Origin of the sequence: Bradyrhizobium sp. 191, from assembly GCF_023100985.1 — a bacterium.
Lineage (GTDB): Bacteria > Pseudomonadota > Alphaproteobacteria > Rhizobiales > Xanthobacteraceae > Bradyrhizobium > Bradyrhizobium diversitatis.
Genome location: NZ_CP064692.1, coordinates 1,496,759 through 1,515,924, shown reverse-complemented (window position 1 = coordinate 1,515,924; position 19,166 = coordinate 1,496,759). Strand labels below are relative to the sequence as shown.

The 19,166-nt window shown below is 68.1% G+C and carries 19 protein-coding genes and 2 riboswitches; of the genes, 16 read left to right on the top strand and 3 right to left on the bottom strand.

Features of this window, described 5'->3' with window-relative positions; genetic code table 11:
* Positions 1–39 precede the first annotated feature (39 nt).
* Positions 40–981 (top strand): adenosylcobinamide-phosphate synthase CbiB, encoded by a 942-nt coding sequence (cbiB, locus tag IVB23_RS07025; RefSeq protein ID WP_247803057.1) that lies wholly within the window; start codon positions 40–42, stop codon positions 979–981.
* An 11-nt stretch (positions 982–992) separates the two neighbouring features.
* Positions 993–1,958, top strand: a complete 966-nt coding sequence (gene cobD, locus IVB23_RS07020; RefSeq protein ID WP_247803056.1) for a threonine-phosphate decarboxylase CobD — start codon at positions 993–995, stop codon at positions 1,956–1,958.
* Here the strand turns inward: cobD and IVB23_RS07015 are convergent.
* The gene (locus tag IVB23_RS07015) at positions 1,947–3,395 is read right to left on the bottom strand and encodes a cobyric acid synthase (protein WP_247803055.1); all 1,449 of its coding nucleotides are present in this window, start codon (positions 3,393–3,395) and stop codon (positions 1,947–1,949) included. The genes cobD and IVB23_RS07015 overlap by 12 nt on opposite strands.
* Before the next feature lie 12 nt (positions 3,396–3,407).
* Positions 3,408–4,043: a cob(I)yrinic acid a,c-diamide adenosyltransferase gene (gene cobO / locus IVB23_RS07010; RefSeq protein ID WP_197968285.1), complete on the bottom strand. Its 636-nt coding sequence runs from the start codon at positions 4,041–4,043 to the stop codon at positions 3,408–3,410.
* A 39-nt stretch (positions 4,044–4,082) separates the two neighbouring features.
* A riboswitch (cobalamin riboswitch) is annotated at positions 4,083–4,303 on the top strand.
* 93 nt (positions 4,304–4,396) lie between these two features.
* On the opposite strand from cobO, the gene IVB23_RS07005 reads away from it, so the two are divergent.
* The 7 genes from IVB23_RS07005 to cobJ are packed head-to-tail and all read left to right on the top strand — an operon-like array spanning position 4,397 to position 12,304.
* A complete protein-coding gene (locus IVB23_RS07005; RefSeq protein ID WP_247803054.1) occupies positions 4,397–4,771 on the top strand; it encodes a DUF1636 domain-containing protein in 375 nt (124 codons plus the stop codon).
* Complete coding sequence (gene cobW / locus IVB23_RS07000; RefSeq protein ID WP_061883222.1) at positions 4,768–5,802, top strand: cobalamin biosynthesis protein CobW; 1,035 nt, start codon at positions 4,768–4,770, stop codon at positions 5,800–5,802. Before IVB23_RS07005 ends, cobW begins: the two co-directional genes overlap by 4 nt.
* The gene (cobN, locus tag IVB23_RS06995; RefSeq protein ID WP_247803053.1) at positions 5,802–9,050 is read left to right on the top strand and encodes a cobaltochelatase subunit CobN; all 3,249 of its coding nucleotides are present in this window, start codon (positions 5,802–5,804) and stop codon (positions 9,048–9,050) included. The genes cobW and cobN overlap by 1 nt, the downstream gene beginning before the upstream one ends.
* Entirely contained in the window at positions 9,047–10,210 is a 1,164-nt protein-coding gene (cobG, locus tag IVB23_RS06990) for a precorrin-3B synthase (protein ID WP_247803052.1), read from the top strand. The genes cobN and cobG overlap by 4 nt, the downstream gene beginning before the upstream one ends.
* Positions 10,210–10,839 carry a precorrin-8X methylmutase gene (locus tag IVB23_RS06985; protein ID WP_247803051.1) on the top strand — a complete coding sequence of 210 codons (630 nt, stop codon included), beginning with the start codon at positions 10,210–10,212 and terminating at the stop codon, positions 10,837–10,839. The genes cobG and IVB23_RS06985 overlap by 1 nt, the downstream gene beginning before the upstream one ends.
* 2 nt (positions 10,840–10,841) lie before the next feature.
* On the top strand, positions 10,842–11,573 hold the full coding sequence (locus IVB23_RS06980; protein ID WP_247803050.1) for a precorrin-2 C(20)-methyltransferase: 732 nt from the start codon (positions 10,842–10,844) through the stop codon (positions 11,571–11,573).
* On the top strand, positions 11,570–12,304 hold the full coding sequence (gene cobJ, locus IVB23_RS06975) for a precorrin-3B C(17)-methyltransferase (protein ID WP_247803049.1): 735 nt from the start codon (positions 11,570–11,572) through the stop codon (positions 12,302–12,304). Before IVB23_RS06980 ends, cobJ begins: the two co-directional genes overlap by 4 nt.
* On the opposite strand, the gene IVB23_RS06970 is transcribed toward cobJ, so the two are convergent.
* On the bottom strand, positions 12,280–13,026 hold the full coding sequence (locus IVB23_RS06970) for a cobalt-precorrin-6A reductase (RefSeq protein ID WP_247803048.1): 747 nt from the start codon (positions 13,024–13,026) through the stop codon (positions 12,280–12,282). The genes cobJ and IVB23_RS06970 overlap by 25 nt on opposite strands.
* Between IVB23_RS06970 and cbiE the strand changes: the two genes are divergently transcribed.
* The 7 genes from cbiE (at position 13,025) to cobF (ending at position 19,163) form a co-directional block, all read left to right on the top strand.
* Positions 13,025–14,206, top strand: coding sequence for a precorrin-6y C5,15-methyltransferase (decarboxylating) subunit CbiE (cbiE, locus tag IVB23_RS06965; RefSeq protein ID WP_247803047.1), 1,182 nt, complete (start codon positions 13,025–13,027; stop codon positions 14,204–14,206). The genes IVB23_RS06970 and cbiE overlap by 2 nt on opposite strands.
* Positions 14,203–14,571 carry a cobalamin biosynthesis protein gene (locus tag IVB23_RS06960; RefSeq protein ID WP_247803046.1) on the top strand — a complete coding sequence of 123 codons (369 nt, stop codon included), beginning with the start codon at positions 14,203–14,205 and terminating at the stop codon, positions 14,569–14,571. Before cbiE ends, IVB23_RS06960 begins: the two co-directional genes overlap by 4 nt.
* Positions 14,568–15,350, top strand: coding sequence for a precorrin-4 C(11)-methyltransferase (gene cobM / locus IVB23_RS06955; protein ID WP_247803045.1), 783 nt, complete (start codon positions 14,568–14,570; stop codon positions 15,348–15,350). The genes IVB23_RS06960 and cobM overlap by 4 nt, the downstream gene beginning before the upstream one ends.
* A complete protein-coding gene (locus IVB23_RS06950; protein ID WP_247803044.1) occupies positions 15,350–16,660 on the top strand; it encodes a cobyrinate a,c-diamide synthase in 1,311 nt (436 codons plus the stop codon). Before cobM ends, IVB23_RS06950 begins: the two co-directional genes overlap by 1 nt.
* Entirely contained in the window at positions 16,657–17,388 is a 732-nt protein-coding gene (gene cobA, locus IVB23_RS06945; protein ID WP_247803043.1) for a uroporphyrinogen-III C-methyltransferase, read from the top strand. The genes IVB23_RS06950 and cobA overlap by 4 nt, the downstream gene beginning before the upstream one ends.
* Before the next feature lie 45 nt (positions 17,389–17,433).
* Positions 17,434–17,653: riboswitch (cobalamin riboswitch) on the top strand.
* 36 nt (positions 17,654–17,689) lie between these two features.
* Entirely contained in the window at positions 17,690–18,367 is a 678-nt protein-coding gene (locus IVB23_RS06940; RefSeq protein ID WP_061883210.1) for an energy-coupling factor ABC transporter permease, read from the top strand.
* A 46-nt stretch (positions 18,368–18,413) separates the two neighbouring features.
* Entirely contained in the window at positions 18,414–19,163 is a 750-nt protein-coding gene (gene cobF, locus IVB23_RS06935; RefSeq protein WP_247803042.1) for a precorrin-6A synthase (deacetylating), read from the top strand.
* The last annotated feature ends 3 nt before the right edge of the window (positions 19,164–19,166 follow it).

Here is a 19,166-nt window from a genome sequence, read left to right as displayed (position 1 = left end):
GTCTTGCGCAACAGGGGCGGAGCGAGACGGGAGATTTGCGTGGAATTTGCGGGGGCCATGGCAGTGGCGATGGCGGTGGATGCCCTTCTGGGCTGGCCGTCGTCGCTGTTCGTGCGGATCGGCCATCCCGTCACCTGGCTGGGCTGGTTGATTGCCGCGATCGACTCCGCCTGGAATCGCGCGTCCGATCCGCCGGCGTTGCGCCGTGCTTCCGGCGTTGCCGGCGCGCTCGTGGTGATCGCGCTCTCGGTCGCGCTCGGCTGGGGGCTTCAATCCTTGCTTCCCCCAGGCTGGAGTCAGATCATGGCGGTGGGCATCCTGGCCTGGCCCCTGGTCGCCTTGCGCTCGTTGCATGATCATGTGGCTGCCGTCGCAGAGCCGTTGCGGGCCGGCGACATCACCGCTGCGCGCGACGCTGTGTCCCGCATCGTCGGCCGCGATCCAGCTGCGCTCGATGAAGCCGGCATCGCACGCGCAACGATCGAGAGCCTTGCAGAGAACGCCTCCGACGGCATCGTGGCGCCGGTGTTCTGGGGCGCGCTGTTCGGCCTGCCTGGAATCCTCGGCTACAAGGCCATAAACACCCTGGATTCCATGATCGGCCATCGCAGCGAACGGCATGAAGCGTTCGGCTGGGCGGCGGCGCGCATCGACGATGTCGTCAATTTCATTCCGGCGCGGGTGACTGGATTTCTCTTCGTGCTGCTGGCGCCGCACCGGTCGGAGGCGCTGTCGTGCATGACGCGGGATGCGCGCCGTCATCGCTCGCCCAATGCCGGCTGGCCGGAAGCGGCCATGGCTGGCGGGCTCGGTGTGCGGCTCAGCGGTCCCCGCATCTATCACGGCAGCGCGACCGACGAGCCCTGGCTGAACGAAGGCGCGCGCGATCCGCGCGCCACGGACATCGACGAGGCACTGACGCTGTACCGTCGCGCCATGCTGCTGCTCGCCGGCGTCCTTGCGATCCTGGCTTTCGCGTGAAAGAACGGGGCATGCGCGAGCACGGTGGAAATCTGGATCAGGCCCAGCAGCGTTTCGGTGGACGCGCGGAGGACTGGATCGATCTGTCGACCGGGATCAACCGGCTGCCTTATCCGGTGGGCGAGGTGAGCCTGCATGCCTGGAGCGCGCTGCCGGCGCGTGCCGAGATCGAGGCGCTGCATCGGGCCGCGCAGCAGGCCTACCGCACCAGCGCACCGGTCCTTGCGATGGGCGGCGCGCAGGCCGCCATTCAATTGCTGCCGCAACTGGCGCCGCCCGGTCGCGCCCGTATTCTCGCGCCGACCTACAATGAATATGCGGGAGTATTGTCGGCTGCGGGTTGGGATGTTGCGGAGGTTGCGGATCTTGACGCGCTGGCGGGCGCGGACCTTGCCGTCGTCGTCAATCCCAACAATCCCGACGGCCGGCATCATATGCCCAGGGATCTGCTGGCGCTGCTGCCGCGTGTCGGCCGTCTCGTGATCGACGAGAGCTTTGCCGATGCCGTGCCGCAATTGTCGCTCGCGCCGGAGGCGGATCGGCCGCGACTTCTGATATTGCGCTCCTTCGGAAAGTTCTATGGCCTTGCCGGCCTGCGCCTCGGCTTTGTGATCGGCAATGCCGCCGATATCGCCAGACTCGCGGCGATGTCGGGTCCATGGCCGGTCTCGGGAGCGGCGATTGCGATCGGCTGTCGCGCCCTGCACGACCAGGCCTGGGCCGAGGCCACGTCCGCGCGGCTTGCGCGCGACTGCGGCCACCTCGACGACATGGCGCGAGCGCAAGGCTGGCGGCTTGTCGGCGGCACGCCGCTGTTTCGCTTGTACGAAACGCCTGACGCGCGTGCCGCACAGGAGAAGCTCGCACGTCGCCAAGTCTGGTCGCGCGTCTTTGCGCAGAGGCCGACGTGGCTACGCCTCGGACTTCCCGGCGGCGAAGCCGAATGGGCGCGGCTCGCCGAGGTCCTAACGCGCTAGCGCGAGCAAACCTTCGACGTCGAGATGGGTTTCGATGTGGTCGGCGAGGGCGTCGAGCGCGCTCTCGACCCTGGCGCGATAGGGTTCGTCGCCTGCGGGAATGTCCAGCCCGGCCAGGAACGCCTTGCGGAAATCGTCCGAGGTAAACAGGCCGTGCAAATAGCTGCCTTGCACGCGCCCATCCTGCGAGATGGCGCCTTCCGGCTCGCCATTCAGTTTTGCGAACGGGCGGGCGCGATCGGGGCCGTCGGTGCGGCCGATGTGGATCTCGTAGGCCTCGATCGGCTGATCCGTTGCGGCATGCACGGCCGCAACGCGCGTCAGCGTCTTCTGCGGGCTCATCACCGTGTTCACGTCCAGAAGTCCGAGGCCCGGCGTGTCGCCCGCGGGGCCCTCGATGCCATCGGGGTCGGCGACGCTGTGCCCGAGCATCTGATAGCCGCCGCAGAGGCCGAGCACATGGCCGCCCCTGCGGTGGTGCGCGAGCAGGTCGATGTCCCAGCCCTGTGCGCGCAGGAAGGCGAGATCGCCGCGGGTGGATTTGGAGCCGGGAATGATGACGAGCCTGACATCGCCGGGAATGGCTTCGCCCGGACGCACCATGAGGAGATCGACGCCCGGCTCGAGCTTGAGCGGATCGAGATCGTCGAAATTGGCAATGCGCGACAGAGCGAGGCAGGCGATCTTGCATCGGCCCGGCTTTCGCGCGTCACTCAGGCCGAGCGCATCCTCGGCCGGCAGCTCGCCGGCACGCGCGAACCAGGGCAGCACGCCGAAGCCGCGCCAAGACGTTTTGTCTTCGATCAGCCTGTAGCCGTCGTCGAACAGCGTGGGATCGCCGCGGAATTTGTTGATGACAAAGCCCTGGATCATCGCGGCATCGTCGGGGTCGATCACCGTCTTGATGCCGACGAGCTGCGCGATCACGCCGCCGCGGTCGATGTCGCCGACCAGCACCACCGGCACGTCCGCCTTGCGTGCAAAGCCCATATTGGCGATGTCGGCCTTGCGCAGGTTCACCTCGGCCGGACTGCCGGCGCCTTCCACCAGCACGAGATCGGCGCGCGCCTTCAGCCGATCGAAGCTCTCCAGCACGGCGCCCATCAATGATGGTTTCATCGCCGCGTAGTCGCGCGCACGCGCTGTCGCGATGCGCTTGCCGTGAACGATGACCTGTGCGCCGACATCGGTCTCGGGCTTCAGTAGCACCGGGTTCATGTCGGTATGCGGCTCGACCCCGGCGGCAAGCGCCTGAAGCGCCTGGGCGCGGCCGATCTCGCCGCCATCGACGGTGACGGCGGCGTTGTTCGACATGTTTTGCGGCTTGAACGGCAGCACGCGCAAGTCCCGCCGCGTGAAGGCACGCGCAAGGCCGGCGACGATGAGCGACTTGCCCACGTCCGAACCGGCTCCCTGGATCATCAATGCGCGCGCCATCGCCGAAGAGTCTCAGAACTCGACGCCGGCTTGCGCCTTGATGCCCGAGCGGAACGGGTGCTTCACCAGCGTCATCTCGGTGACGAGATCGGCGATCTCGATCAGCTCGTCCTTGGCGTTGCGGCCGGTGAGCACGACATGCGTCATCGGCGGCTTTTGCGTCGAAAGGAATTCGACCACTTCGGCGATGTCGAGATAATCGTAGCGCAGCGCGATGTTGATCTCGTCGAGCACGACCATGCGCAAGTGCTCATCGAGGATCAGCTCCTTGGCCTTCTCCCAGCCGGCGCGTGCGGCGGCGATGTCGCGGGCGCGGTCCTGCGTCTCCCAGGTGAAGCCTTCGCCCATGGCGTGGAACTGGCAGAGATCGCCGAAATGGCCGGTGAGCAGGCGCCGCTCGCCGGTGTCCCAGGCACCCTTGATGAATTGCACGACCGCGCAAGGGAAGCCATGGGCGACGCAGCGGACGATCATGCCGAAGGCCGAGGAGGATTTTCCCTTGCCGCTGCCGGTGTGGACGATGATCAGGCCCTTTTCGCCGCTCTTGGTCGCCATGATCTTGTCGCGGGCGGCTTTCTTCTTCGCCATCTTCTGGGCGTGCCGGGCGTCGGTTTCCTCGCCCGTTCGGGTGTCCGGTTCAGGCGTCATCGGTCCAGTCCTTCGGCTTGACAAGTGGCAGCCACGGGCAAATGGTGGCCCGGCGTTGGTTCCTGTCCTATGACAGGCGAAGAGGGAATGCGATAGGGTCCGAATCGGCAAGATTTGGGTCCAAAATGCAGCCGCCCCCGCGACCGTGACCGGAGAGATGCCCGAAGCCACTGATTCCCGCGGGAATCGGGAAGGCGGGGATCGAAGGGCAAAGCCCTGCTCCGCAAGCCGGGAGACCTGCCAGCGCGAAGAGTTTTGGACCGGCGGACGGGGTGTTCCGCGACGGGGAAACGGCCTCTCGAGTCAGGGTCCGTGTGCCTCTCGCCTCCCGCTGTTTTATCCTGGAAGAGGCGATGACCGTCACACTTCACGTCTGCATCACCTGCCGCGCCGGCCAGACGCTTGGCGAGGGCGAGACGACGCCCGGCAAGCGCCTGCATGGCGCGATCCTCCACGCCGGCGTGCCCGACGGCGTCACCGTGGTTCCCGTCGAATGCCTGTCGGCCTGCAGCCAGGGCTGCTCGGTCGCGCTCAGCGCGCCCGGCCGCTGGTCCTATGTCTATGGCCGCCTGTCGGAGACGAATGCGCAGGACGTGGTCGCAGGCGCGGCGGCCTATGCGGCTGCGCCGGACGGGCTCGTGCCGTGGCGCAGCAGGCCGGAAATATTCCGCAAGCAGTCGCTTGCCCGCATTCCCCCCATTGCCGTCGTGCCGGAGGCCGCCGAATGAACTCGCTCGCCAAAATCCCCGTCACTGTTGTCACGGGGTTTCTCGGTTCCGGCAAGACCACGCTGATCCAGCATCTGCTCGCCAATGCGAACGGCAAGAAGCTCGCCGTGCTCGTCAACGAGTTCGGCAGCGAGGGCGTCGACGGCGAGATATTGAAGTCGTGCGCCGATGCGAACTGTCCGGAGGAGAATATCATCGAGCTCGCCAATGGCTGCATCTGCTGCACCGTCGCCGATGATTTCATTCCGACGATGGAGAAATTGCTGGCGCGCCCGGTGCGGCCCGATCACATCCTGATCGAAACCTCGGGCCTGGCACTGCCAAAGCCGCTGCTCAAAGCGTTCGACTGGCCACAGATCCGCTCGCGCATCACGGTGGACGGCGTGATCGCGCTGGCAGACGCCGAAGCTGTCGCGGCCGGCCGCTTCGCGCCCGATCCGGCTGCGGTTGACGCACAGCGCGCGGCGGACGACAATCTCGATCACGAGACGCCGCTGTCGGAAGTGTTCGAGGACCAGATCGCCTGCGCCGATATCGTGCTGCTGACCAAGGCGGATCTCGCCGGCGCGGCGGGAATTGAAGCCGCCAGGGCGGCGATCACGGCCGAGATGCCGCGCCGCGTGCCGATGCTTTCCGTCACCGACGGTGCGATCGATGCGCGCGTCATTCTCGGCCTTGGCGCTGCCGCCGAGAACGATCTCGCCGCGCGCCCGTCGCATCATGATGGCGAGGAGGAGCACGAGCACGACGATTTCGCTTCCGTCGTGATCGATCTGCCGGAGGTCGCGGATATCGATGCGCTGGTCGCCTCGGTCCAGCGTCTGGCGCGCGAGCAGAACGTGCTACGTGCCAAGGGCTATATCGCGGTCGCGGGCAAGCCGATGCGCCTATTGCTGCAGGCCGTCGGCGAGCGCGTGCGCCACCAGTTCGACAGGCCCTGGGGCGTGGGTCTCAGGCAGTCGAAGCTCGTCGTGATCGGCGAGCACGGCGATATCGACGAGGCGGCAATCAAGGCGGGACTAGGTCTCTGATGCACGTCGTTTTCCGCGAGAGCCGTGGTCTCGAGGAGACCGCGACGCCAAGGGACATCGGCCAGGACCCGGCCGATCTCGTGGTGCTCTCGTATTCGGATTCCGATCTTGCGGCGTTCGCGGCCGGCTGGCGGCGTGGCCGGAACAGCCTGCCGTCGCTGCGGCTCGCCAATCTCGCCGAGCTCCGGCATCCGCTGTCGGTCGACACCTATATCGAGCGCACGCTGTCGCAGGCGCGCGGCATCCTGGTGCGCCTGATCGGCGGCGAGTCCTATTGGGCGTACGGGCTTGCGGCGCTCCAGCAACTCGCGAAGGACCGCAACATCGTGCTCGCCGTGCTGCCGGCCGATGGCCGCGACGACACGCGGCTCGATTCGTACTCGACCTTGCCGGTCTCGACGCTGCGGCGGCTCAAGGTGCTCTGCGACACCGGCGGTCCGGTCGCGGCGCAGGCGGCGATCGCGCAGCTTGCGCTGGCCTCGGGGCTTTACGCGGGGCCGGTCGTCGGCGAGATGACCGTGCCCGAGATGGGATTCTACGATCCCGCGCGTGGCGTCATTGCGGCGCCGGCCGGTGCCGAGGCGAAGCCGCGCGCGCTGGTGACCTTTTATCGCTCCTATCTCACTGCTGCGGACACGGGACCGGTCGATGCCCTGATTGCGGCGCTGCGCGAGCACGGCTTTGATGCGTATGGCGTATTCGTCGGCTCGCTGAAGGCCCCCGGCGTCGCGGCTTGGCTCCGCGCGCATCTTGCGCAGGATCCTCCGGCGGCGATCGTCAATGCGACGGCGTTCTCGGCAATGAGCGACGACGGCGCGACGCCGTTCGATGCCGCGGCGTGCCCCGTGTTTCAGGTCGCGCTCTCGACGGCGCGGCGCGAGGACTGGGCGGAGTCGCTGCGCGGTCTGTCGCCTGGCGACCTCGCCATGCATGTGGTGCTGCCCGAGGTCGACGGCCGCCTGTTTGCGGGCGTGGTGAGTTTCAAATCGGCCGCGATGCGCGATCCCGATCTGCAATTCTCGCATCTGGCGCACACGCCCGACGCGTTGCGGGTGAAGGCCGTCGTCGCGCGCGTTGCGGCCTGGCGGCGCCTTGCCGAGACGCCGGCCGGCGAGAAGCGGCTGGCGATCGTGCTGTCGAACTATCCCGGCCGGCCGCACCAGATCGCGCATGCCGTTGGTCTCGACGCGCTGGCTTCGGTCGAAGCGTTGTTGTCCGATCTCGCGGAGGCCGGATTCGCTGTTGCTCCGGTTCATGCGCTCGGCGAGACGCTGCTGAAGCAGAATTTGACCTGGAATGTCGTCGACTATCGCGCTGCGCTCTCGCGCCTGCCGCAATCCTTGCAGGACGATCTCGCGCAGGCCTGGGGCGCGCCGGAAGACGATCCGAGCTACCGCGACGGCGCGTTCCATTTCGCCGCGATCGAATGTGGTCGGTCGATTGTCGCAATTCAGCCGGAACGCGGCGAACCCACCTCGCGCGATGCCGACTATCACGATCTCGCCCGCACGCCGCGCCATGCCTACGTCGCCTTCTATCTCTGGCTCAGGCAGCAGGGCTGTGACGCCGTCCTGCACATGGGTGCACACGGCACGCTGGAGTGGCTGCCCGGGAAATCCGTGGCGCTGTCATCGAGCTGCTGGCCGGAAGCGCTGACCGGCGATCTTCCCGTCATCTATCCCTTCATCGTCAACGATCCCGGCGAGGCAGCGCAGGCCAAGCGGCGCATCGGCGCGGTCACGATCGGCCACCTGCCGCCGCCGCTGGAAACATCCGCTGTGCCGGAGGGCCTGTGCCGGCTCGAACGGCTGCTCGATGAATATTCGACCGCCGACGGTCTCGATCCCGCCCGCCGCCAGCGCCTCATCGCGGCGATCCGCGACGAGGCCCGTGCCGCCGGCCTCGAAGAGGATCTCGGTCTCGACGCATCGGCAGCGCCCGCCGAGGCGATCCCGCGGATCGATCGCTTCGTCTGCGATCTCAAGGAGAGCCAGTTCGGCGACGGCCTGCACGTGTTCGGCCGCGGCGCTTGCGGTGATGCGGAGCGGAATGCGCTGCTTGCTGCGCTGGCAGGCCGGCGCGTTGCGCCGGGCCCGTCGGGCTCGCCCTATCGCGGACGCCAGGACGTGCTGCCGACCGGGCGCAATCTCTTCGCCGTCGATCCGCGCGCGGTGCCGACGCCGTCGGCTCATGCGCAAGGCATCAAGCTTGCGGAAGAGCTGCTCCGCCGCCATTTGCAGGATCACGGCGACTGGCCGAAGGGCCTCATCGTCGATCTCTGGGGCTCGGCGACGATGCGCACGGCGGGCGAGGAATTCGCGATGGCGCTGCACCTGGCCGGCCTCGCGCCGCGCTGGGATCACGCCTCCGGCCGCGTCACCGGCTATGACATCATCGCGCCGGCCGAGCTCGGCCGTCCGCGCATCGACGTCACGCTGCGCGTGTCGGGCCTGTTCCGCGATGTCTTCGCGGGTCTTGCGCAATTGTTCGAAGCCGCTTCCGAAGCGCTCGCGGCGCGTGAGGACGAGGGCGAGGAGAATCCGTATCGTCACCGTACCTCGCGCGTCTTCGCGCCGCGCCCAGGACACTACGGCGTCGGATTGTCCGCTATCCCGGATGCCTTCACGTCGGAGACACGCGATGCGGCGGGGGAGGCCTGGCTATCCGCATCGTCCTGGGCCTTCTCGGCAGATGGTGCAATGCAGCCAGATCGCGCCGGCATCGAACAGCGGCTCGCATCTGCCGACGCTTTCGTCCATGTGCAGGACTTGCCCGAAACCGATCTGCTGCTCGCGGCCGACTATGCTGCGCATGAGGCAGGCGTCGCCGCAGCTGCGGCACATCTCGGCGCGGAGGGGCCATCGCTCTATCACCTCGACGCGACACGCCCCGAGCAACCTCGCGCGCGCACGCTGACGGAGGAGATTTCGCGTGTCGTCCGGGCGCGCGCGGTCAATCCGGCGTGGATCGCCGGCATGATGCGGCATGGTTTTCGCGGCGCCGCCGAGATCACCGCGACGCTGGAGCACATGGCCGCCTTCGCGCATCTCGCGGACGCCGTGCCGCCGCATCTGTTCGACCTCTACTACGATGCCACGCTCGGCAACGACGACGTCCGGGCCTTCATGGCCAATGAAAATCCGTCCGCGCTCGCCGCGATGGAGACCTGCTTCACACGCCTGCACGACGCCTCACTCTGGCGAACCCGCCGCAATTCGATCGCGGCGGCGCTGCGGGAGGCCTCATGAGCGCGGGCGCAGTCAAAGGCTGGTGTCCCGGCGCGCTGCGCCCGATGCTGTCGGGCGACGGGTTCGTGGTGCGCGTGCGTCCGTTTGGCGGGCGACTTGAAGCACCACAGATCTCCGGGCTTGCCGAACTGGCCGAACGCTTCGGCAATGGTCTGATCGACGTCACACGCCGGGCAAATCTCCAGATCAGGGGCGTCAAAGAGGAGAGCCATCTTCCGTTGCTTGACGGCCTTGCGCGGCTCCAGCTGCTCGACCCCGACGCCGACATCGAGGCTCGGCGCAACATCCTGGTGACACCGTTCTGGAGCAACGGCGACGAAACGCAGTCGCTCGCCGCGGAGCTCGAGGAGGCGCTCGCCGATTCCGGCCTTGCGCTTCCCACCAAGTTCGGCTTCGCCGTCGACGACGGAAGGTCACGGGTGCTCGCCGGCGATTCCGCCGACATCCGCATCGAGCGCGATCGCTCGGGTCGTCTCCTGGTGCGGGCCGATGGTGCGAGGCTTGGCCGCTCCGTCGCGCGCGGCGAGGCCGTGAGCACGGCGCTGGCGCTCGCAAGCTGGTTCATCATCTCCGGTGGCGCGAGGGGCGGGCGAGGGCGCATGGCAGCCCACATCGCGTCCGGCACCGCGTTGCCTCAATCGCTGCGCGGCGAGACCGAACCCGCGCCCGTCATGGCCGCGGCGCGGCCGGGGCACTATCCGCAAGGCGCGATGGTCGGCGTCGCGTTCGGGCAAATGCTGCATGTGACGCTCCATCAGTTCTCTGCTTGCGGACATGCGCTGCGCATGACGCCCTGGCGAATGGTGCTCAGCGAGGGCAAGCGCGAGATGCCGGGCGGGGCGGGCCTCATCACCGAGCCGTACGACCCCGCGCTGCGCGTGATCGCCTGCAGCGGCGCGCCGCGCTGCCAAGAAGCTCATGCCGATACGCGCGCGCTCGCAGCAGCGCTGGCGCCGCGCATTGCCGCCGATGTGCGGCTCCACGTCTCCGGCTGCGGCAAGGGCTGCGCCCATTCCGGCACGGCTGCGGTCACGTTGATTGCGACGCATGCCGGTTTCGATCTCGTCCGCGACGGCTCGACCCGTGACGAGCCGGTCCTGCGCGGGCTCGACGGCGCCGACATCGTCAGCGATCCCTCGATCCTGGTCGGAGGGAACTGATGCCGCACACCTACGAGACCGATGGCGCGGCGATCTACCGGCAGTCCTTCGCGACCATTCGGGCCGAGGCCGATCTGGCCCGCTTTACGCCGGACGAGGAGCCGGTCGTGGTGCGCATGATCCACGCCGCCGGCATGGTCGGCCTGGAGGCGCATATCCGCTTCTCACCGGGCATGGCAGCAACTGCGCGCGCCGCTTTGCAGCGAGGCGCGCCGATCCTGTGCGACGCGCGCATGGTCTCGGAAGGCATCACGCGCGCAAGACTTCCCGCGGCCAATGCCGTCATCTGCACGCTCGGAGACTCCGCCGTTCCTGCGCTCGCGCAATCCATGCGCAACACGCGCTCGGCCGCGGCGCTCGAGCTGTGGCGGCCGCATCTCGATGGCGCGATCGTCGCAATCGGCAACGCGCCGACCGCGCTGTTTCATCTGCTCAACATGCTGGAGGATCGCGATTGCCCGCGGCCTGCGGCGATCATCGGCTGTCCCGTCGGCTTTGTCGGTGCCGCCGAATCGAAAGCCGCGCTGATGGCCGATCCGCCGGTCCCGGCATTGACGGTCGAAGGCCGCCTCGGTGGTTCCGCCATCACGGTTGCTGCCGTCAACGCGCTGGCGAGCCGGAGCGAATAGCCATGGGACGCATCATCTGCTGCGGTCTCGGCCCCGGCGATCCTGATCTGATGAGCGTGCGCGCCGACCGCACGGTTCGCGGCGCTAGCCACGTCGCCTATTTCCGCAAGAAGGGCAGGCCGGGCCAGGCGCGCCGCATCGTCGAGGGCATGCTGGCTGCCGACGTCACCGAATATCCGATGGAATATCCGGTCACCACGGAGATTGCCTTCGAAAGTCCTGAATACGTTCAGCTGCTCGCCGGCTTCTACGACGAATGGGCGGAACGCCTGGCGCGGCTGGCGCGTGCGGTCGACGTCGTCGTGCTGTGCGAAGGCGATCCCTATTTCTACGGCTCGTTCATGCACCTGCACATGCGCCTGCAAGGCCGTGTCGAGATCGAGGTGATCGCCGGCATTCCCGGGATGGTCGGCTGCTGGAACGGCGTCGGGCAGCCCATCGCGCTCGGCGACGACGTGACGACGGTGCTGATGGGCACGCTCCCCGAGGACGAGCTCGAACGGCGCATGCGCGATTCCGATGCGCTCGTCGTCATGAAGACCGGCCGCAACATCGCAAAGGTGCGCCGCGCGCTCGCAGCCGCCGGCCGGCTCGACGACGCCTGGCTGGTCGAGCGCGGCACCATGCCGGACGAACGCGTGGTGCGGCTCGCCGAGATCGACGCCGCCGATTGCCCCTATTTTGCGATCGTGCTGGTGCACGGCAAGGGCCGGCATCTGGATGCCGCCGAATGACGGGCACGCTGACCATCGCGGGCCTCGGGCCCGGGAGCGACGCGTTGGTGACGCCGGAAGTCTCCGCCGCGCTCGCAGCCGCGACCGACATTCTGGGCTATGCGCCCTATGTCGCGCGCGTGCCGCCGCGACCGGGTCTGACCCTGCATCCCTCCGAGAATCGCGAGGAGCTGCAACGCGCGAGCGAGGCCTTGCGGCTGGCGGCCGATGGCGGCCAGGTCGTCGTCGTGTCCTCCGGCGATCCCGGCGTGTTCGCGATGGCCTCGGCCGTGTTCGAGGCGCTCGAACGGGCGCCGCAATGGCAGGCGCTGCCGATCCGTGTGCTGCCCGGTATCACCGCGATGCTGGCGGCGGCCGCGCGTGCCGGCGCGCCGCTCGGTCATGATTTCTGCGCGATCAATCTCTCCGACAATCTCAAGCCGTGGGCGGTGATCGAGAAACGCCTCCGCCTCGCGGCGGAAGCCGATTTTGCCATTGCGATGTACAATCCGCGCTCGGCGAGCCGGCCGGAGGGATTTGGCCGCGCGCTTGCGGTGCTTCGTGAGGCCGGCTGCGGCGGGCGCTTGGTGATCTTCGCGCGCGCGATCAGCGCGGCCGACGAGAGGATCGCGACCGTCGCGCTGAACGAAGCGACGCCTGAAATGGCCGACATGCGCACGCTCGTGATCGTCGGCAATTCGCAGACGCGCCGCGTCGGCCGCTGGGTCTATGCTCCGAGGCGGGTAGAATGACCGAGCCACTGCATCACGTCGGCGACCCGCTCGACCCGCAATCGCTCGGGCAGTTGCGGCCGCGAGATCATGACCACGGGCAGGCCCAGCGTACGGGCCGCGTCGATCTTGGCGCGCGCGCCGTCGCCGCCGGAATTGCGGGCGACGATCCAGGCGATGCCGCGCGTGCGCAGCGTCTCCAGTTCGCTTGGAAGCGTGAACGGTCCACGCGACACGATCACATCGGCGGCGAAGGGCAGGGGCGCTTCGGGCGGATCGACAAAGCGCAGCGTATAGGTGTGCTGTGGCTTGCTCGCGAACGGCGCAATGTGCTGGCGGCCGATGGCGAGGAACACGTTTGTCGGCACGTCAGGCAGCGCGGCGACGGCCGCGTTGACGTCGCGCGTTTCGATCCAGTTATCGCCGGGCGCTCTCGTCCAGGGCGCGCGTTCCAGTGCGATCAATGGCGCGCCGGTTTCCGCACACGCCTCGGCCGCGTTCCGGCTCATCTCGGCCGCGAAGGGATGCGTTGCGTCGATCACATGGGTGATATTTTCGTGGCGAATGTAATCGGCAAGGCCGCTCACGCCGCCAAAACCGCCGATGCGGGTCGGCAGCGGCTGGTCGGCTGGCGCGCGGGTGCGGCCGCCATAGGAATAGACGGCGTCGATGCCGGCGCGCGCGATCTCCGCTGCGAGCAGGCTCGCATCGGCTGTTCCGCCCAGAATGAGGGCGCGCGTCATGTCTGATCCCTGGCTGACAATCATCGGTATCGGCGAAGATGGCCTTGTCGGGCTGTCCGAGGCAAGCCGAAAGGCGCTTGCCGAGGCGGAAACCGTCTTCGGCGGCGAGCGCCATCTCGCGCTTGCGGAGGTTGGCAGCCGTGCCCGCCCGTGGTCGGTGCCGTTCGACGCAAAGATCGTGCTGAGCTGTCGTGGCCGGCCGACGGCGGTGCTGGCCTCCGGCGATCCGTTCTGGCATGGCGCCGGCGCGAGCCTCGCCGAGATGCTTGATGGCGGCGAGTGGATCGCGCACCCCGCGCCGTCGACATTCTCGCTTGCGGCCGCGCGGCTGGGCTGGCGACTCGAATCCGTAACGTGCCTTGGCCTCCATGCTGCGCCATTCGAGCGTCTCGTGCCGCATTTGGCGGAAGGCGCACGCATTCTGTGCCTGGTGCGCGACGCAGCGGCGGTCGACGATCTCACGAAATGGCTGACCCAACGCGGATGGGGCGCCTCACTCGTGTGGACGCTCGCTGCGCTGGGCGGCCCACGCGAAAGTATCGACCAGCATCGCTCCGATCTCTTTGCCGGGGATGTTGCAGGCAATCTGGTGGCGGTGGCGGTGCAGGCGCATGGAGGCCACGGCATTCCCCGCAGTTCGGGATTGTCGGACGATCTCTTCGTCCATGACGGCCAGATCACCAAGCGGCCGGTGCGTGCGCTCGCCCTCTCGGCGCTGGCGCCGCGGCCCGGCGAACGGCTGTGGGACGTCGGCGCCGGTTCGGGTTCGATCTCGGTGGAGTGGGGGCTGTGCGGTGGGACGGCCACGGCCATCGAGCTGCGCGAAGATCGCGCCGCGAACATTCGCAGCAATGCCGCCGCGTTCGGATTGGCGCACCGGATCACCATCGTTTCGGGGAAGGCGCCCGAAGCCCTTGCTGCGCTGGAGCCGCCGGATGCCGTCTTCATCGGCGGCGGCCTCGATGGCGTGATGTTCGATGCGATCTGGGCGCGCCTCTCGCCTGGGGCGCGGTTCGTCGCACATTCGGTCACGCTGGAGACGGAAGCGCTGCTCGCCGAACTGCACCAGCGCCATGGTGGCGAGCTGATGCGGGTCGAAATCGCGCATGCGGCCCCACTCGGTCGCTACCGCTCCTGGGAGGCGACGCGGCCGGTGGTGCAATGGAGTGCGATCCGATGAAAGTCGCCGGTCTGGGATTCAGGAGCGACGTGACGCTCGCCGCGCTGCGCGAGGCGCTCGTGACGGCTGGCGGCCCCGAAGGTCTTGCGGCATTCGCGACCGTCAGCGACAAGGCCGACGCGGAGGCGCTGAAGCAGCTCGCGCAGGAATGCGGTGTGCCGATCAAGGCCGTTCCGGCCGACAGGCTGGCCGGCATCGACACGCCGACGCAGTCGAAACTCGTCGCGGAAAAGTTCGAGACGGGATCGCTTGCCGAGGCCGCGGCGCTCGCTGCGGCCGGTCCCGGCGCGCGGCTGATTGCGACGCGCGTCGTCTCGCAGGATCGCACCGCGACCGCCGCGATCGCGGAAGGAGACGGCGCATGACGGTGCATTTCATCGGCGCCGGCCCGGGCGCGCCCGATTTGCTGACACTGCGCGGCCGCGATCTGATCGCCGCCTCTCCGGTCTGTCTCTATGCCGGCTCGCTGGTGCCGGAGGGCGTGCTGGCGCATTGCCCACCCGGTGCACGCATCGTCAACACCGCGCCGCTGTCGCTCGACGAGATCATCGCGGAGATCGCCGACGCGCATGCGGAAGGCAAGGATGTCGCGCGGCTGCATTCCGGCGACCTCTCGATCTGGTCGGCAATGGGCGAGCAGCTTCGCCGCCTGCGCGCGCTCGGCATTCCCTACACGGTGACGCCGGGCGTGCCGTCCTTTTCCGCCGCTGCGGCCGCGCTGGAGGCCGAGCTGACGCTGCCGGGTCTTGCCCAGACGGTGGTGTTGACGCGCACGCCCGGTCGCGCCAGCGCAATGCCCGAAGGCGAGAAGCTCGCCGCGTTCGCCGCGACCGGCGCGGTGCTCGCGATTCATCTGTCGATCCATCTGCTCGACCAGGTCGTCGCCGAGCTGACGCCGCATTACAGCGCCGATTGCCCGGTCGCGATTGTCTGGCGCGCGAGCTGGCCGGAGCAGCGCATCGTGCGTGCGACGCTGGCAACGCTCGATGCGGCCGTGGGTACCGAGATGGAGCGCACCGCGCTGATCCTGGTCGGCAAGACGCTTGGCGCTGCCGATTTCGACGAGAGCCGCCTCTATGCCGCCGATTACGACCGCCGCTATCGGCCCGTCGGCGCCGAGCCGCGCTTTCCGGAGGCGTCGTGATGCCGGCGAGCCTCGTCATCTCCGCGCCCGCCTCCGGCGTCGGCAAGACCACGCTGACGCTGGCGCTCGCTCGCGCCTGGCGCCAGCGCGGCCTGAACGTGCAGTGCTTCAAGAGCGGGCCCGATTACATCGATCCCGCCTTCCACGCCGCCGCCACCGAACGCGCCTCGGTCAACGTTGATAGCTGGGCGATGGATCGCGGCACCATCGCGCATCTCGTCAGCCGTGCTGTCGATGCCGATGTCGTGCTCGCCGAGGGATCGATGGGCCTGTTCGACGGTGTCGCCGCACGCGGCGTCTCCGGCACCGGTGCCACCGCCGACATTGCGGAGATGCTGGGCTGGCCGGTCGTTCTGGTGATCGATCCGTCGGGCCAGGCGCAGACTGCGGCCGCAATCGCCGCAGGCCTTCGCGATTATCGTGCCGGCGTGCGCCTTGCGGGCGTCGTGCTCAACCGCGTCGCCAGCCCGCGTCATGAAGATCTGGTGCGGCGTGCGCTTGTTGATGCCGGCATCGCCGTGTTCGGCGCGCTGCCGCGTCATGCCGAGATCAGCATGCCGAAGCGGCATCTCGGCCTGGTGCAGGCCGAGGAGCGAGCCGAGATCGGCCAGCTGATCGACGAGGCCGCGCGCTTCGTCGCCGAGCATGTCGATCTCGATGCCGTGTTGCGATCGGCGGCTCGCTGGTTGCCGCAACCTGCCGCGAACGGTCTCATCGTGGCGCCACCCGGGCAACGCATTGCGCTCGCCCGCGATGCGGCTTTCTCCTTCGTCTATCCGCACATGCTGGAGGCCTGGCGCGCGGCAGGCGCCGAGATCTCGACATTCTCGCCGCTTGCCGATGAAGTGCCTGACGCGAGCGCCGACGTCTGCTGGCTTCCTGGCGGCTATCCCGAACTGCATGCCGGCAGGCTCGCGGCCAATGCGCGCTTTCGAAACGGCCTGCGCGCCTTCGCCGAGACACGGCCGGTGCACGGGGAGTGCGGAGGCTATATGGTGCTGGGAGCTGCTTTGACCGATGCGGACGGCGTCCGCCATGAGATGACGGGCCTGCTTGGCCTGGAGACGAGCTTTGCCAAACGCCGCATGCACCTGGGCTATCGTCTTGCCGAACTGGCTGCGCCGATGCCGGGGCATCAGCCCGGCGCACGCCTGCGCGGTCACGAGTTCCACTATTCGACGATCGTCGCGCAGCCGGATGCGCCGCTGGCGGTCGTGCACGATGCGGCGGGCGCCGTCATGGCCGAGACCGGCTCGCGGCGCGGCCACGCCACCGGTACGTTCTTTCATCTGATCGCGGAGGACCGGTGAAAGGATTCGTGTCGTTCATTTCCGCCGGACCCGGCGATCCCGAATTGCTCACGGTGAGGGGCGCCGCGCGGCTGCGCGAGGCCGACGTCGTGCTCTATGACGACCTCGCCTCCGGTGCGATTCTGGATCTCGCGCGGCCCGGCGCCAATCTCGTCGCGGTGGGAAAACGGGCAGGGCGGCCCTCGACCAAGCAGCACCACGTCAACCGTCTCCTGGTCGACTATGCCGCGACTGGCGCGCGCGTGGTGCGGCTGAAGTCCGGCGATGCCGGCATTTTCGGCCGGCTCGAGGAGGAGCTGGAGACGCTGCGCGACGCCGGCATCGGCTACGAGATCGTTCCCGGCGTCACTGCGGCCTGCGTCGCCGTCGCCCAGGCCGGCATTCCCCTGACCCGTCGGCATACCTCCCGCCGGGTGCAGTTCATCACGGGTGCCGATGTCAGCGGCGAGCTGCCGTCCAACCTGAACTGGGCGGCGCTGGCCGATCCCGAGGCCACGACCGTGGTCTATATGGGCCGGCGCACCTTTCCGACGCTTGCCGCAAAATTGATCGCGCACGGCCTCGCCCCGAACACGCCCGCACTGTTTGCCGAATCCCTCGGCCGTCCCGACGAGCGGCTGGTCCGTACCACCATTGCCGAGCTCGCCGAGCAGCTTGCGCGGGGCGGCGCCGCGTCCACGGCGGCCGTGATCCTGTTCGGCGCGCTGGCGGGGGATTATCCGTCATGACGGCGGCGGTCGCCCTTCGCCTCTTGACGCCCGGCTCGCGAAAGGCGCACACAGGAGAGGCATGGTGCTCAACGCGGCGCAAAGCGCCGGAGCATAATCGGGAATGGGGGTGGGCGGACCCAGTTGCGGCGCCCAAAACCCCAGCCGCCCCCGCGACTGTAAGCGGTGAGGGACTTCGAATCGCCACTGGGCCGCAAGGTTCGGGAAGGCCGGAGAACCCAGTGAACCGCGAGCCAGGAGACCGGCCCTGCACGTTTTGAGACCAAGGCCGTCGGGTGTGACGGCAGGAAGGAATTGAGCCATGCATATCGAACCGGGAATCGTCACGGGCGCCAAGCTCGTACTGAGTTACGCAACCGGCATCGCCGCAGGCGGCGTTGCGCTGAAGCTGGCGGCCGAAACCGTCCGCGCGCAGGGCGTCGGCTCGTTCGCCGCGCGCACGCTCGCCACCACGGGCCTCGTCTTCACCTTCTTCCAGGTCCTGCCGCACTTCCCGGTCGGCGTTTCCGAAGTGCACTTCATCCTTGGCTCGACCTTGTTCCTGCTGTTTGGTGCTGCGCCCGCCGCCTTCGGCCTCGCATTCGGCCTGCTGCTCCAGGGTCTGTTGTTCGAGCCCGCTGACCTGCCCCAATACGGCATGAACGTCACCACGCTGCTGGTGCCGCTGTTCGCGATCCAGGCCATCGCCACGCGCATCATTTCGCGTAACACCGCCTATGTCGATCTGAAGTACGGTCAGGCGCTGGCGCTGTCGACGACCTATCAAGCGGGTGTTGTCGCCTGGGTGGCGTTCTGGGCGCTCTACGGCTCCGGCTTTGCCATGAGCAACCTCGCCAACATCGCGACCTTCGCGGCCTCCTACGCGCTGGTCATCGTGATCGAGCCGCTGGCAGACCTGGCAGTGCTGGCGCTGGCGAAGTCGCTGCACGGCGTCACTGCGCCCGGCCTCGTCACTCCGCGCCTGCACAACGGCGCCTGAGAGACAAGCGAAAGGGCGGCCTTGATTGCCGCCCTTCGCGCTCGCGATGCTCACGCTCTCCCTGATAGGCATCGGTTGCGGCGATCCCGAGCAGCTCACGCGCGCCGCGATCGCTGCCATCAACGCGGCCGATCTCGTCCTGATCCCGCGCAAGGGGCCTGCGAAGTCCGATCTTGCCGATCTCAGGCGAACGATCTGCGCGGACGTGCTCACCAGCGACACGACAGCCATCGCCGAATTCGATCTTCCTGCGCGCGATGCTGGTGAGGCTGATTACCGCAAGGGCGTGGACGATTGGCACGAGGCGGTGGCTGCGGCCTGGTCGCAAACCATCGCAAATCATCTCGAAGGTGACGGGAAGGTTGCGCTGCTGATCTGGGGCGATCCGTCGCTCTACGATTCCTCGCTACGCATTGCACGGCGACTGAATCCGTTGCCGAAGATCGAAGTCGTGCCCGGCATCACCTCGATCCAGGCGCTGTGCGCGGCGCATGCGCTGCCGCTCAACGACATCGGCGAGCCGTTCCTGGTCACGACGGGGCGGCGCCTGCGCGAAGGCGGCTGGCCGCAAGGTGTCGATACCGTGGTGGTGATGCTCGACGGCGGCACGGCGTTCCAGTCGCTTGAGCCAGCGGGGCTTCATATCTGGTGGGGCGCCTATCTCGGCATGCCCGATCAGATCATCATGTCCGGCGCACTCGCCGAGATCGGCCCTCGCATCGTCGCGCTGCGGCAGGAAGCGCGCGAGCGGCACGGCTGGATCATGGACAGCTATATTCTCAAGCGCAGGGCGTAAGCG